We start from the raw sequence: 14,094 nt of genomic DNA, 5'->3' as shown, positions 1-14,094 counted from the left end.
TCGTTGTCGTTGACAAATTGCTTTAATCCTTGCTTATCTAATGAAACGTGCGCCATATTAAATAACTTCTTTCTATATCGTCATATTAGCTAAATTTCAAATACAGTTAAATGATAGCGAATTCAACTAGTAGTTGCAATCAAAATTTCCCGGGAAATAAAAATAGTTCAGCACCCGTCACCTCGGACCGCTGAACTATTTTGTTTATTCTATGCGAAGGTCGTGGCAATGCTCCCGATGACGATCAGAACGATCCCCAGGATGGTAAAGCTCATCTCTCGGGAGGTCTTCTGTTCATGCAGGATAAATACCCCACCAATCGTGGCGATGATAACGTTCATCTGGCTAAATACGAAAGCCGTGGTGATCCCCAGAGCCTTACCGGCAAAGATGTAGGCCAGAGCGGCAATCCCCCAGGACAAGCCACCAAGGATGTTTAAGTACTGTTCACGTTGCTTGAATGCACTAATATTACCCGAGGCTACCGTGTAGATGACAGAGCCTAACAGGATCCCCAACATCTCAGGGAGGAAGATCCCCAAGGCACTCTGGTCAGCAACAACCGGGATTTTAGGAAAGGCAGAGTAGATCCAGTAACCAATCGTCGTGCAGAGCAGAAAGAGGAAGTCACCAGTCGTGACCTTCTTGCTGGACGTCCCTTCTGTCACGGAAGTCAACAGGGCCCCAACAACGACAACTGCCAGGGCAACGAAACCAATCGTCAGAGCCTTGGCGCCACGCCATTCGCCAAAGATAATCGCTCCGATAATGGAATTACCAACTAGCTGGAGAACGGTTGAGATCGGCGTGGTCTTAGAAACCCCAATCCGCTTGAATGAAATGAACTGACCGATCTGTCCAATCGTCCAGAGGGCACCACAGACGACGGAGAATCAGAAGGCCGTGGTGCTAACGGCTGGATGGCCGATCACGAAGGCAATCAGGCCGATGATGGTAGCACCGGCACCGATCCCAAACATTTGGTTAACAGCCGATCCACCAATCTTTCCAGTGATCAGGGGCATGAATCCCCAACCAAGGGCTGGGATTAATGCAATCAAATAACTCATAATACAATTCTCTCCTATCAATCAATAACAAATATTACAAGATAGTAATCTAGCACAATGCAAACGTTTACGCAAGCGTTTTCAGAAAGTTAATGATTGAACAAAGTGGATTGGTTACTTTTAGATAGCGCTCTGCCGGGTTTTATTTTTTTAGTTAGTATCCGTTTTTCCGGCCGTGTGTGGCGCATGCTCCCGGTCGGGAAAGAAAATGGTAAAGGTGGTTCCCTCACCGTACTTACTCTCGACGGTCACCCTCCCGCCGTGAAGGAGAACCAACTGGTGGACGATTGCCAACCCTAAGCCAGACTCACCATACTTGGTGTTCATCCGCGAGCGGTCGGCCTTGTAGTAGCGTTCCCAGATATTAGCTAACTGATCCTTAGTCATCCCAATTCCGTTATCACTAACCTTAAACTGACTACCATCGGCAACTGCTCGTCCCTGAATTGTGATCAGGCCGTTTTCGGTAAACTGGATGGCATTCTGGGTGATATTAAACATGATCTGAACAAAACGATCATAGTCAGCGTAAACCCGCAATGCCGGCGTGACATCCAGCGCAATCCTATCCCCCTGGGCTTGGGCCTTCTTGTTGAGCTGCTCGCACAGGTTAGATAGGACGGCTGCCGCATCGAAGACTTTGCGTTCCATCGAAATCTGATTCGTCCGGATCTTCTCATAGTCTAGGTTGTCTTTGACCAGGCGGATCAGCCGCCGGGTCTCGTTTTGCATCAAGTGAATACTGTGTTGCTTATCTTCTTCGGGAATAACGTCATATTCGAGTCCCTCCAGGATTCCGTTGATGGTCGTCAGTGGGGTCCGCATCTCATGAGCTGCGTCCGCCATGAACTGTCTGCGACGCTCCTCCTGACGTTGGATCTCCCGTTGTGATGCCGCCAGTGACTGCGTCATTGTGTTGAAACTCTGAGCCAGATCAGTCACCTCGTCTTTACCGGCCGTAGCTACCTGAACGTTGTAATTACCCTGGGCGACCTCGTGGGTAGCCTTCTGGAGGCGTTGAATCCGTTGGGTAATCGACCGGGCAAGAAAGTAGCTCACGGCCAGGGTCAGCAGGGCCGCAATCACAAAGGCAACTAGTAGGTTAAGGACGATCTGGTGCATATTTTCCTTAATGGTTGAAATCAGGGTAGCGATCGACACCACCGCGACCAGTTTTCCCTTGTAAAAATACGGCTTGAGGACCTCGGTCATCTGTGGGGTCGTCGTATTGGCTACCTGGTGGTCAACCTTGGCCATGGTAACCTTGGTACAGAGAACCTGACCGTCCTTCAGCTTGCGCCATTGCTCATTGCTGATGGTCGGCGTGAAGCCGTTACTAGCATAGATCTGCTTGTGCGTTGTGTCGTACATTGCAAAGTGAACGTGTTGACGAATCAGCAAGTTGGCGTTGGTCTGCAGGGAATCGGTCGCAAAGCCCTCAAAGCTCCGGTTGGTCGGGTCATAGCGAATCGAGTCTTGAACCAGGCTATCCGAGTAGCTCTTCAGCTGGTTCCATGTGTTGTGGTAGAGGGTGTTGTTAGTGACCTGCATGAAGGATATGCTCAAGATCACCAATAGGATAATAATAATTGTAAAGAAGGTCAGCATCAGCCGATACATTAGCTTCATTGGTAATTATTCTCCCTCGTCGTCAAACTTATAGCCAACACCCCAGACGGTCTTAATCACTTGGGGACCGATGTCTTCGAGCTTCTGCCGCAGCTTCTTGATGTGAGCGTCAACCGTCCGCTCATCCCCGTAGTACTCATAATCCCAGACCAGCTGGAGGAGCTGAGACCGGGTGAACACCTGACGAGGCTTGGCTGCCAGCGTCTTCAGAAGGTCGAACTCCTTGGGCGTCAAGTCGCTAACCGGCTGGTCATAAAGGTAGACCTCCCGAGTATTGGTGTTCATCTTGAAGTGGTCGGTCCGAATATCAAAGCCATTAGCATCCTTATGTCCTTGCTGGTGCTGTTGCCCAAGTTGGCTCCGCCTGTGCAGGGCCTTGATACGGGCCACCAGGGTGATCGGACTAAACGGCTTGGTCACGTAATCATCGGCCCCAATTTCCAGCCCCAGGACCTGGTCGCTCTCGGTATCGCGGGCCGTCAGCATAATCAGCGGTACAGTCGGTGAAATCCGCCGAATATCTGCCGCCACCTGCATTCCATCCTTCTTTGGCAGGTTTAGATCCAAGAGGATGATGTCCCATTTGTCCGGCTGGTCAGCAAACTGCTGCTCCCCGGCCACACCATCGTAGGCAAATTCATATTCCCACTGGTTCTTTTTGAAGAACATTGCCATCATCTCGCAGACAGAATGGTTATCCTCGATCATCAGGATGTTCATAAGTCACACTTCCTTCAAATTCTTCTTGTTCGTTTTTTCCTAGTGTAACATTCATCCCCGTCCGGCGCCCGTGATTGGCCCGAGAAGTCATCATTAATTCATATTCAACTATTCAACAAGCGTATATTTGACTATTAGCTTAAAGTATTACCAATTTAAGAATTGACAGTTTATAATGAAAGTGTTTACAGAGAAAGGAGACTGTTTTTTATGAAATCTGCTGTGTTTGCTAAAGCGGGCCAGATGAAGCTGATCGACATCGATAAGCCAACCATCCAGGCCCCCGACGACGTCATCATCAGGGTTGTCCGGACCTGCGTTTGCGGTTCCGACCTTTGGTACTACAAGGGGATCAACCCGGTTGAGGCCAACGCCGAAAACTCCGGTCACGAGGCGATCGGGATCGTCGAGGAGGTCGGTGATGCCATCACCACCGACCGTTAAGCCGGGTGACTTTGTCATTGCCCCGTTCACCCACGGATGTGGCCACTGTGCCGCCTGCCTGGCCGGCTTTGACGGTTCATGCCAGAGTCACGATAATAACTTCAGTAACGGGGTTCAGGCTGAATACATCCGTTTCAGCCATGGTCAATGGGCGCTGGTTAAGATTCCTGGCAAGCCAAGCGACTACAGTGAGGGAATGTTCAAGTCACTGTTGACCCTGGCCGACGTCATGGCCACTGGTTACCATGCTGCTCGGGTGGCCAATCATAACCACCCGTAAAACGGGTGGTTTGCACAGCGACTATAAGCCGCAAAGATAAGCCAGCGTCTCAAGGCGCTGGCTTTCTCTTCGTTCAAGCCAAAATGCTCTGACTACTTCGCTACTGCTTTAAGCAGTGTTTGTATTACTTCACCTACCCTTAAAAGGGTCGGAATACTCAACGGTTGTCAATTTATCTTGCACTTGATCATGCTTTTCTTGGTCTCTAATATATTTTCGTATTGTGGATTCATTCAATCCAACTGTACTGACGTAGTATCCGGCCCAAAAATGGCGATTTCCAAACTTATACTTCAAATTGGCGTGATGATCAAACATCATTAACGAGCTTTTCCCTTTCAAGTATCCCATAAATTGCGATACGCTTAGCTTTGGCGGAATACTTAATAACTGGTGTACATGATCTGGCATCATATGTCCTTCAATGATTTTCACACCCTTATACTGACACAACAGCCTTATATAATCCTGTAAATCGCGACGATATTGATTATAAATTATTTTCCGTCTATACTTTGGAATGAATACGATGTGGTATTTACATAACCACTTTGTATGGGCTAAACTGTTTAACTTATTAGCCATATCTAAATAACCTCTTTTCCCTTATTAACTTTGGCTTGAACACCTACATTTTAAGGCAAAAGAGGTTTTTTATTTATAATGTTTGTTGTCGTCGTTAAATCTTGAGAACTAATGTGCTCAAAACGAGTCCCTTTAGGATAAAAATAACGTAAATCCCGATTAAAGCGTTCAATTACTACCACGTTCAGCTGGAGTATAAGCATGGCAGTAATAGGTCTTAATACCATATTGTGATTCAAGTGATACTAGCCCACTAAACTCAGTGCCACGGTCCACAGTAAAGCTGTGCACCGGACCATTAAAAGTGGTTAGGAACTTAGTTAGTGCTTCATTAACAGTCGCTGTCGTCCGATCTTTTAACCGGTATGCCCAAAGGAACCGTGATTTGCGATCGATTAAAGTTAATAAAACTGCCTTACTATGCCCACGAGGACCAACGACTGTATCTAGTTCAAAATCGCCGATGCGATTACGTTGATTAATCATCATGGGACGCTGTTCAATTGATCGCCCCAAAGATTGATTATAATTTGGATCGTTGGTCAACGTTACGCCGTTGGCGTACGCCATGTTCAGGTAGATCATTCAAGGAGAAACCAATTCTCCCCTGATTTAGCCAATTATAAATAGATTTAGTAGCTAGTTTAAATTCGTGAGCAATCATTCCTGGTGACCAGCTTAGACGTAAATGGTTGAGAATTTTTTGCTTTAACTCATCGCTCAGCTTAGTTTTCCGACCACATCGTGATCGCTTGTATTCGGCATCTGTTTGTGCTAATTCAGCCTGATAAGGTTGACATCGAGATAATTCATAAGAAATTGTTGACGGTGATCGGTTCAGCCGAACGCCCATTTGGATATTGGACAGCCCTAGTTCACAAAAGGTTTCGATTTTAATTCGTTCGGAATAGGTTATACTAGACAAAAGATCAGCTCCTAAAAGATGGGTTTGTGGTAAACACCATTTTAAAGGAAGCTAATCTTTTTTGTCCGAACAGCGTTCGGATTAATTTTACAATCTACCATTTAACGACTTATTTAGCCAATAAACTTCGCTGCAAATTTGCTGAATTGCTTACCAGCACCAGCTAAGAATGATTGGGTGCCTTCATTTGTGATATGACCATTTTCATCAGCCAACTTATCAGTATTACCGATGTACAATTCTGGTTGTTGCATCGTTGGCATGTCTAAGAAGACCAAGGATTGACGTAAAACATGGTGTGCTAAGACGCCAGAGATACCAGAGATCGATTGGGAAGCAGCCAAAGCAGGCTTGCCGCCCCAAACACTTTGACCCCATGGACGTGAAGCAACGTCCAAAGCATTCTTCAAGGCTGCTGGGATGCTACGGTTATGTTCAGGTGTGACAAAGATGAACGCATCTTGAGCCGCAACGGCCTGACGAAATTCTGTATATTCTACGGGTGAATCCGCATCGTAGTCCTGGTTATATAGTGGCAACTTAGCGATATTTAAGTACGTTACTTCAGCGTCGTCTGGTAACCCAGCAACGATGGCTTCAGCGACCCCTTTAGAATAAGAATTTTTACGAATAGAACCTACAATTACACCATATTTTGTCATATCAAACAATCCTTTCAAAATTAATTTCTTCGTTGCGCTTACTAATAATAAGCATATCAAGTTGTTGAAAAAGTGCAACCATTTTAGCCGCCGGATTTACAATCTAAGTGCAACATCATAAATTAAACAAAAAGGCCATGAAGACCTAAACTTAAATTGACCAAAAAATAAGAAAGGTGATCCTCATGCCTCAGATTGATTCTAACATTCCTCGTCACTACCATCAACTAACTAGTCAGCGTGGATAGATTGAGGCACTACATGATCTGAACTGGTCTAAAAGCTTCACTGTCATCGGTCAACGATTGGTCGTGTTAAACGTGGTCGTGTCTTACAGCGTAACTCAGATTACTTCCTTTACCATCACTACTATGGTGAAACGGCGCAAGCCAAGCATGAACAGCGGCGGCTGAAATGTCATTGTCATTTCTTGCTTAAACGGGGCCATTTCTTCTTTAAGCTCCTAACCAAACAGCTGGGCAGCCAATTTAACGCGATGAGTGTGGACGAGTTTATTGGCCAGTTCAAGTTAAAGTTTCCTGACCAGTTTTGTCCGTCAATGCCAACTGTTTACCGCTATATTGACCAGGGACGGTTAGCCATTAAGAATCTTGATTTACACCACAGAAGCTAAGTCGGCATCTAAAAAAGCACCATCGTTCCCACTCTCGGCAAGCAGTGAAGCGGCTGGGAGTTTCAATTGAAAAACGCCCACAAAAGATTAATCAGCGCCAACGTCCTTTTGATTGGGAGGGGGATTTAGTCAAGGGGGTTCGGCGGAAGAATCAACCAGCCCTGATGACTCTAACAGAACGCTTAACGCGCTTTGAGATTGTCATTAAGTTCCCAATTACCGAGCAGAAACCTGTCGTCAAGAGCTTCAGAAGGTGATTAATTACCCTCCAAACTGGTTTAACTCGATCACTTTTGATAATGGTGCCGAATTCTCTACATTGGCTAAAATTAGACATGCCAAGATTTACTTCGCTCACCCGTACTCACCTTGGGAACGCGGAAGTAATGAAAACAATAATGGACTGCTTCGTCAATTCTATCCCAAGGGACAATCCATTAAGCAATCCCTTCTCTACCTCCACCAAGCAGTCCAAGCTATCAATACCAAGCCCCGCAAGCTTCTTCACTACCACACCGCTCAACAATGTTTTCATCAATATTTAGCTTCATAGCCATGTTGCACTTGAGTTGACAATTCGGGTTTAATTTATTTACCCTTATCGGGCATAACTAAATTGTATTGGAGTGGTAATGCTATGTCAATCATCCCCACCATTAATAAGAAACAGGCTGCCAGCATTGCTAAAGGCTATTTAAGGCAATTCAAAGACTGGCAACTAATATCGCTTAGGCTGGACGATAACAACCCCAGAGCTACCGACCAGGCGCAGCAGGAACACGTTAAAGTCATGTTTGAATTACAAGAACGACAGAACATTATTAAAGCAATCAGCAAGGACGACCAGGCCAGCAGCATCATCTTAGATCAACGGTTTATTAAGCAGCACAGCACTAAAAGGACGCTGGCAGAGCTGGCAACCAAACACCACAGCATTACAGAGGGCAACTTTTATCATCGTCAACGTAAGGCACTATTGATGGCCTACTACCTCATCCCCACTGACCAGGTGAAATTAGTAAGGTGTGAATAGGTATTAACACTGGCGTTAATAGGGCCTATACGTAAATAAAAGAAAAGGCGGCCCTAACATAGCCGCCCTCACAAATTACCATACACAAACATTTTAGCATGAAACACCCCCGCCCCCTGACCGCTACAAAAAAAGAGCGCACACATTTCAATCGTCTCACGCATAAGCGGTAATTTTGAAAATTTACCCTAGGGGGGCTACTAACCGCTAATTGCTGGAAAACAGCATTTTGACAAGATAAGTAGGACTAAACAATGACCGTTTTAGAAATTTTGGAAAGTTCTTTCCGATTAGCTTGCCTAATAGGTGCATAATAGAATTGTAAATGTTTATATTGGAGGTATTTCAGAATGAAAAAGATAGGTTTATTTTGTGCCACCGTCCTAGCAGGGCTTAGTCTTGCCGGGTGTAATAATCTGGCGTCACAATCGCACAAGACGACCAGCAGCAGTTCGTCCATTAAGGTAGTTAAGCACCACAAAGGCCATAAGAAATCCAACAAGACCAGCCGCAAGGACAAGCAATCATCATCCAGTAGCAGTAGTCAATCAACGTCCAATGGTAATGCTACTAACCAACAAGGTAATAACAGTGGTCAACAGGCTACCGCTCAATCTAATAACAGCGGCCAGCAACAAGCACAAGGCAGCTCACAGAGTAATAGCAATATAAATAACGCAGATCAAGCACTCGCCGCAGCCCGTTCTAAGTATGGCGATGGTAACGGCAATTACCACTGGACAGTAATGTATGACGCAAGCACCGGGCAGCCTATCCGTAATGATGATGGTTCCTATTTTGTTAAAGCTATTGACCCAACTCAAGGAACAATGACTGGAACCGCCCAAAGTGTCAACGTTTATCCAGATGGCTCAATGACTAATAATTAAACATAAATTAAGGGGATGGACCTAACACGGTTCGTCCTCCCTTTTTCTTATGCTTAATGCTAACATTGCAAACACGCAAAAAGAGATTTTGGCGCAAACATTGTGAATGGCAAAAGGAAAAGCCGCCCTAACAGGTGGCCCCGTGCTGGAGAGAAGTTCTTAAAGTTTGTCGCAGTTTTGTCGCAGTTTCTGAATTTAATACGTTTTTCAGTATTTTCAGAAAAATAAAAATGCCTTTATGTCAACGTTTTGCGCTGATATAAAAGCACCGGAAACCCCAATTATGGAGATGACGGGAGTCGAACCCGTGTCCAAGCATATCGCCATTTCGACCTCTACGTTCGTATCTCAACTATTTAAAATTCACTAGCCAAAACGCCGTTGATCAGGGCAACCATGACTAGCTAGCTTGTAAAATCTCCTTTAACAACCTCAAACGGCGGTCATTAACGTAGTCCACTAGATATGAAACCCGTCGCCGCATCATGGACGAACCCGGAACGGATTTACGCGTGCTACTTGTTAGGCAGCAACTGCGTAAGAGTTTGAATTATTGTTTGCAGTTATAATTTAAAACTGAGCGTTTTTACGAAGACGCAACCTTCGAAACGCAGTCGAAACTCGACCTATACCTGTCGAATCCAAAAAACATCCCCAGATACATTCATAGTGTATCATACTCCGATTCAAAACGCATCCAAAAAGCTTAAAAGGAACGATCCCGCAACGCGAGCTCGCTCCTTTTCAAAAACCATGATTTAATTTTAGTACCAACCATTGGCCATCCAGTGTTGTTGGGCGTTAGTCCATGAACCGTAACGGCTGGCAACGTACTGGTCGGCAACCCGTTCCTGGTTAGCGGCAGAGTAATCACCGTTCAGGTAGAAAGCGGACAATTGGTACTTACCAACGTATTGACCGTTACGGGCCCCGTAGTTACCACCAGATTCGCGGCCGGCAATCCAGGCCTTAGCAGCGGCGTCACTACCGGAAACCCCAGAGTTGTAGCTGGTCGTGCTGCCCTGGCTCTGGGTTGCGGTGTTGGCCGTTGACTGAGCCGGTTGACTGGCAACGCTGGTGTTGTTTTGAGAGTTTTGTTCACTGTGGTCGCCCTTGATAACCAGACGTTGACCAACGGTGATCTTGTTGATGTCAGCGATGTGGTTGTCCTGAGCGATGCTGTTTACAAGGCTGTTGTCATTTGCGAACTTCTGAGAAATACTGGAAAGTGTGTCTCCACTCTTAACGGTGTAAGTGCTGTCGGCGTTAGCAACCGTCGTGGCTACCGTAACACCTAATGCGACCGTTCCCAGAGTTGCTACTGTCTTTACAATATTTTTCTTAGAAATCATAAAATAACCATCCTTTTAATTTCTTCAAACCTTTTTGACAGTCTCTATATTACACATGTTATGTTACCAAACCATGACAACAGCATTTCTATTTCAAACCGAATCATTACAGAATGTAATATAAAAGCCGGCGATAAGTGTCCATTAGACACTTACTGCCAGTTCTTTAATAATCAAGTGTTAATTTAGCTGGTCAGCAAAGTAACGTTCACAGTAGGTCGCTACCCCGTCCTCGTCATTAGAATCGGTCAGGGCGGTAGCCGCTGCCTTGACCTCTGGCAAGCCATTAGCCATCACAATCCCCTGACTGGCCGCCTTGATCATCCCCAGATCGTTATCGGCATCCCCAAAGGCCATCAGGTTGCTAAAGTCATCGCCAAAGTGGTCAAGCAACGCCTGCAGGCCGACGTATTTGTCAACTTGCTTGGGCAAGAATTCCATGATCATCGCCTGGGACTGCACCGCATGGTAGCGTTCCTTCAACGCCGCCGGCAAGTGGGCAATGATCGGACTGAGCTGTTCAGCCGGAATCGCCATCACCGCCTTGCTGAAGGTGGTATCTGGCAGGTCGGCCATCCTGGTGTCCCTAAATTCGATGTGTTTGAGGACCGTCCGATAGATCGAAGCCGGTTGGTCACTGAGCTCGTAGACCCGGGCAAAGTCCAGCACGTCCAGCGGGATATTTTCCTGGCGGACAAAGTCAAATAATGGCTGCAGGTCCTGCTTACCCATACCGAGTTCAAACAGGTGCTCCTTAGTGACGTTGTTAATCACAAGCCCCCCGTTAAATGTAATGGTGAAGTCATCCGGTTGGGTCAGGCCCAGTTGCTCAATGTATGGCCAGATTGCGTTAATTGGCCGCCCCGTGCAAAGGACGACGTGGATTCCCTGGTCATGGAGACGGCGCAGTACTCGCTCATTACGGGTGGAAATCTCCTTATTGCTGTTCAACAGTGTGTTATCAAGGTCAAGTGCAATCATCTTAATCATTCTGCTCTTCCTCTTTTCATTTACTATCGTTTTCCGGTTGGATCACCTGGTGGTTGGATTCGTCCAACAGCTGCAGGAGCAGCCGCCCTCGCTCCTCACCAAAGACGGCCACCCACTTGGCAAAACGCTCACTGATCCGACGCTCAATCTTAATCGCCACGGCCCGCCCCGCAGGAGTTGCCGCCAGGGAAACCTTGCGCCGGTCAGCCTGGTCGGGCTCCTGCTTGATGTAGTCGTTTCTGATCAACACGCGCAGCTGCCGGGAGACAGCACTCCTGGTCACCCGGCGTTTCTCGGCGATATCCATCAGCTTTATTCCCGGTGACCTGACTACTTCTTGGAGAATCAGGTACTGTTCAAAGGACAGGGAATATCGCGCGGCCGGCTGTGAGACAAAGTGCTCCAAGCCCTTCAATGATGACATGTAGATGTCGATCGCCTGGTTTAATAACTCATCTTCTGCCATGGTTAATCTCCCTTCTGATTATCGAGGATTGACTTGGCAATCAGGCGAGCATAGCTATTGTTTCCCCGTTCCCCCATGTGAACGGAGTCACTGGCAAACCACTCACTATGCTTGGCACTCACCCCATACCAGTCGACCAGGTGGACATTGGCATACTTCTTGGCAGTCGCCGCGATCTCGCGGTTGACAGTCTGCTGCCATGGCTTGGTTGGCACGTGGGCGGTCAACCAGTAAACCTGGTGGTCAGGGCCAATTGTATCCAGAATTTCATCAATGGTCTGCTGACTCATGGCCCCGTTGGTTCCCAGGTTCAACACCACGATCTTATTGAGATGGCCCTGCGCCTTGAGCTGCTTGATCACCGCTGGGGTGGCTGAGCCCTGGCGACCGACCTGGGCCTCAACGTAGGCCTGAGGCATCAACTTCTGAATACTTCCAGAGGCATCGGCCATGACTGAGTCACCGACCGCCGTGATCTTAAGTTTTTGGGCTTGCTTGACCTCAGTCGGTGTCAACACATACTGTTTGGCATTAGCATTCGTATTGGTCGTCACCTTCTTGCCGGCCGCAATCTCCTTGTTATGGGTGGCCGCCTGCTGGTGATTCTGCTCGATGCGCTGCTGGACGGCCGTCTTCTTAGGACCACGATCCGGTTGGCACAGACCGACGACAGCGACAAGGACCATCACGGCACTAAAGGCTAACTTGGTCACCGTTGTCCAGTGCCAACTACGATAGTTTACCAAACCGGCCAGCAGCTTAGGCCAGTCGGCATGGGCTAAGGGCCGCTCCAGGAACCGGTAGGAAGCCTCACTGATCAAGCCGATGATCGCCAGCTCGATGATCGCGTTGAGGACCGGGTGCAGGCCAACCTTGACAATCCGTTCATAAAAGATCATCACCGGGTACTGATAAACGTAGATCCCATAGGAGCGCTGCCCCACCCAGTGAAAGACCGGGTTGGAGAACCAGGCATTCATCCGCGAGCCGGGATGGAGGATAGTGGCAATCAGCAGCATCCCGACAACACTGTACAGGAACATCCCGCCGCGGTAGGTGAAGCTGCTCTGCCCATTAAGGGTGAAGAAGCCAATAACCGTGATTGCGGTCATGACAATCCCCACGACGTTCAACAACTGACGCAAGTAACTCGTGGGGTGTGGGTTCAACCGGTTCAACGGCCAAGCCAGCCCCAGCCAGGAACCCAGCAATAAAGAAAATGCTCGGGTGTCGGTCCCGTAGTAAACCCGGTTGATGTTAGCCGGGTCATAGAGAATCGCCATCTCAACCGCCGACAGGACGGCGAGGGTGAGGACGATCCGCCGTACAATCACTTTCCGGTGCACGAGCTTATAAAGTCCCCAGATAATCAACGGCCACAAGAGGTAGAACTGGGCTTCAACACCCAGGGTCCACAGGTGGGTAAATGGGGAGGCCCCGCCAAACTGATCGAAGTAGGATTGCCCATGCCCGATCTCCCACCAGTTATAGACCCAGAGCAGGTTGGTCAGTACGGTCATCCTAATATTATGCAGCAGTTCCCGCGCAAAGAGGGTAATGTAAGCCGTGGTCAGGATCAGCATCGTGATCAAGACCGGGTAGAGTCGCTTAAAGCGCTTATGGTAGAAGTGGCCGATCGTAAGCCGCTGCTCGGCCATCCACTGTCGGCTAAACTGATAAGTCACAAAGTATCCCGAAATCAGCAAAAAGAGCGGCACCCCCAGGTAACCACCCTGCAAGACGTTGGGGAGGAGGTGGTAGATGATTACCCCCAGCACCGCCAGCGTCCGTAAACCGTCAATCCCGGTTATATACTGCTTTGGCCCGATTGTCTTCATTTTGATTAATTTCCTCCAGCACTGCCCCCGATAAACAAGGCTAAAATAAAGACGGTAACGCGCTGCTACCGTTTAACTACCCGATATGATTTTCCTTGAGAATGTCACCGACGACCTGGTCCATCTCAGGCGTCCGTTTCCATTCCTCCCAGTGATCCATGGACTCGTCCTGCATCTGATAATGGCTGTTGATGAAGTCTTCATACCGAATGACATTCCGTGAATGGGGAATGTTTAATTGCAAAATCCGAACCTCCTTGATGAAGCCGCGCTCGGCCGCCAATTCAGCCCGGCCGTTGTGAACCATGTTGCCGATCTCGAAGTACTTACTCCCATCATTACGGGTGATCTGCTCAATTAACGTCAATACCTGATGCTGCTTTTCCACGTGTATTGCTCCCCTTTCGACATAACAATATTATAGCGACTTTAAACCAAAAAATCACCGTCTGGACGACGATGATTGGCATAAGAGAGAAAGAGAATTGATTAGAAGGTAAATACTTAATACCTTGCGACTATTATGATAGCGTTTTCACCAAGGAATGTCAATATCATCCACTAACTTTTTTACTT

11 protein-coding genes, 1 other RNA gene and 4 pseudogenes are annotated in these 14,094 nt (G+C 47.5%); 4 read left to right on the top strand and 12 right to left on the bottom strand.

The annotated features are described in order from the left end of the window. Positions 1-209 precede the first annotated feature (209 nt). The 3 genes and pseudogenes from FD34_RS03990 to FD34_RS03980 form a co-directional block, all read right to left on the bottom strand. Positions 210-1,070, bottom strand: a pseudogene (locus FD34_RS03990) (GRP family sugar transporter). 150 nt (positions 1,071-1,220) lie between these two features. Further along, on the bottom strand, positions 1,221-2,699 hold the full coding sequence (locus tag FD34_RS03985) for a sensor histidine kinase (protein WP_057806994.1): 1,479 nt from the start codon (positions 2,697-2,699) through the stop codon (positions 1,221-1,223). Positions 2,700-2,705: 6 nt separating this feature from the next. Further along, on the bottom strand, positions 2,706-3,419 hold the full coding sequence (locus tag FD34_RS03980) for a response regulator transcription factor (protein ID WP_057806992.1): 714 nt from the start codon (positions 3,417-3,419) through the stop codon (positions 2,706-2,708). A gap of 210 nt (positions 3,420-3,629) precedes the next feature. On the opposite strand from FD34_RS03980, the pseudogene FD34_RS03975 reads away from it, so the two are divergent. Further along, a pseudogene (locus FD34_RS03975) lies at positions 3,630-4,128 on the top strand (alcohol dehydrogenase catalytic domain-containing protein); the annotation flags it as partial. 144 nt (positions 4,129-4,272) lie between these two features. Here FD34_RS03975 and tnpA read toward each other — a convergent pair. The 3 genes and pseudogenes from tnpA to FD34_RS03965 all read right to left on the bottom strand — a co-directional run bounded on the left by tnpA (position 4,273) and on the right by FD34_RS03965 (position 6,315). Then, entirely contained in the window at positions 4,273-4,728 is a 456-nt protein-coding gene (gene tnpA / locus FD34_RS03970; protein WP_057806990.1) for an IS200/IS605 family transposase, read from the bottom strand. A gap of 50 nt (positions 4,729-4,778) precedes the next feature. Then, positions 4,779-5,653, bottom strand: a pseudogene (locus FD34_RS08390) (IS30 family transposase). Positions 5,654-5,766: 113 nt separating this feature from the next. Beyond that, entirely contained in the window at positions 5,767-6,315 is a 549-nt protein-coding gene (locus tag FD34_RS03965; protein ID WP_057806988.1) for an NADPH-dependent FMN reductase, read from the bottom strand. 185 nt (positions 6,316-6,500) lie between these two features. On the opposite strand from FD34_RS03965, the pseudogene FD34_RS08380 reads away from it, so the two are divergent. The 3 genes and pseudogenes from FD34_RS08380 to FD34_RS03955 all read left to right on the top strand — a co-directional run bounded on the left by FD34_RS08380 (position 6,501) and on the right by FD34_RS03955 (position 8,872). After that, positions 6,501-7,502, top strand: a pseudogene (locus tag FD34_RS08380) (IS30 family transposase). Positions 7,503-7,586: 84 nt separating this feature from the next. Next, positions 7,587-7,982, top strand: a complete 396-nt coding sequence (locus FD34_RS03960; protein WP_057806986.1) for a hypothetical protein — start codon at positions 7,587-7,589, stop codon at positions 7,980-7,982. Positions 7,983-8,332: 350 nt separating this feature from the next. Continuing rightward, entirely contained in the window at positions 8,333-8,872 is a 540-nt protein-coding gene (locus FD34_RS03955) for a hypothetical protein (protein ID WP_057806984.1), read from the top strand. A gap of 281 nt (positions 8,873-9,153) precedes the next feature. Here FD34_RS03955 and ssrA read toward each other — a convergent pair. The 6 genes from ssrA to FD34_RS03930 all read right to left on the bottom strand — a co-directional run bounded on the left by ssrA (position 9,154) and on the right by FD34_RS03930 (position 13,906). Next, positions 9,154-9,528, bottom strand: a transfer-messenger RNA (tmRNA) gene (gene ssrA, locus FD34_RS08375). 108 nt (positions 9,529-9,636) lie between these two features. After that, positions 9,637-10,224, bottom strand: coding sequence for an aggregation-promoting factor (gene apf, locus FD34_RS03950; RefSeq protein ID WP_057806982.1), 588 nt, complete (start codon positions 10,222-10,224; stop codon positions 9,637-9,639). A 180-nt stretch (positions 10,225-10,404) separates the two neighbouring features. Then, positions 10,405-11,214, bottom strand: a complete 810-nt coding sequence (locus FD34_RS03945; protein WP_057806979.1) for a Cof-type HAD-IIB family hydrolase — start codon at positions 11,212-11,214, stop codon at positions 10,405-10,407. Positions 11,215-11,230: 16 nt separating this feature from the next. Further along, a complete protein-coding gene (locus FD34_RS03940) occupies positions 11,231-11,680 on the bottom strand; it encodes a MarR family winged helix-turn-helix transcriptional regulator (protein ID WP_057806976.1) in 450 nt (149 codons plus the stop codon). A gap of 2 nt (positions 11,681-11,682) precedes the next feature. Then, complete coding sequence (locus tag FD34_RS03935; RefSeq protein ID WP_057806974.1) at positions 11,683-13,518, bottom strand: acyltransferase family protein; 1,836 nt, start codon at positions 13,516-13,518, stop codon at positions 11,683-11,685. 76 nt (positions 13,519-13,594) lie between these two features. Further along, entirely contained in the window at positions 13,595-13,906 is a 312-nt protein-coding gene (locus FD34_RS03930; RefSeq protein ID WP_057806972.1) for a hypothetical protein, read from the bottom strand. Between the last annotated feature and the right edge of the window lie 188 nt (positions 13,907-14,094).

It is taken from the genome of Limosilactobacillus pontis DSM 8475 (assembly GCF_001435345.1).
Lineage (GTDB): Bacteria > Bacillota > Bacilli > Lactobacillales > Lactobacillaceae > Limosilactobacillus > Limosilactobacillus pontis.
The sequence above is the reverse complement of the archived record's forward strand: the minus strand, read 5'-3'. Positions and strand labels throughout refer to the sequence as shown.

Coding starts and splice junctions, on each gene's coding strand:
- FD34_RS03985 (WP_057806994.1), bottom strand. CDS start 2,699: ATGAAGCTAATGTATCGGCTGATGCTGACCTTCTTTACAATTATTATT.
- FD34_RS03980 (WP_057806992.1), bottom strand. CDS start 3,419: ATGAACATCCTGATGATCGAGGATAACCATTCTGTCTGCGAGATGATG.
- tnpA (WP_057806990.1), bottom strand. CDS start 4,728: ATGGCTAATAAGTTAAACAGTTTAGCCCATACAAAGTGGTTATGTAAA.
- FD34_RS03965 (WP_057806988.1), bottom strand. CDS start 6,315: ATGACAAAATATGGTGTAATTGTAGGTTCTATTCGTAAAAATTCTTAT.
- FD34_RS03960 (WP_057806986.1), top strand. CDS start 7,587: ATGTCAATCATCCCCACCATTAATAAGAAACAGGCTGCCAGCATTGCT.
- FD34_RS03955 (WP_057806984.1), top strand. CDS start 8,333: ATGAAAAAGATAGGTTTATTTTGTGCCACCGTCCTAGCAGGGCTTAGT.
- apf (WP_057806982.1), bottom strand. CDS start 10,224: ATGATTTCTAAGAAAAATATTGTAAAGACAGTAGCAACTCTGGGAACG.
- FD34_RS03945 (WP_057806979.1), bottom strand. CDS start 11,214: ATGATTAAGATGATTGCACTTGACCTTGATAACACACTGTTGAACAGC.
- FD34_RS03940 (WP_057806976.1), bottom strand. CDS start 11,680: ATGGCAGAAGATGAGTTATTAAACCAGGCGATCGACATCTACATGTCA.
- FD34_RS03935 (WP_057806974.1), bottom strand. CDS start 13,518: ATGAAGACAATCGGGCCAAAGCAGTATATAACCGGGATTGACGGTTTA.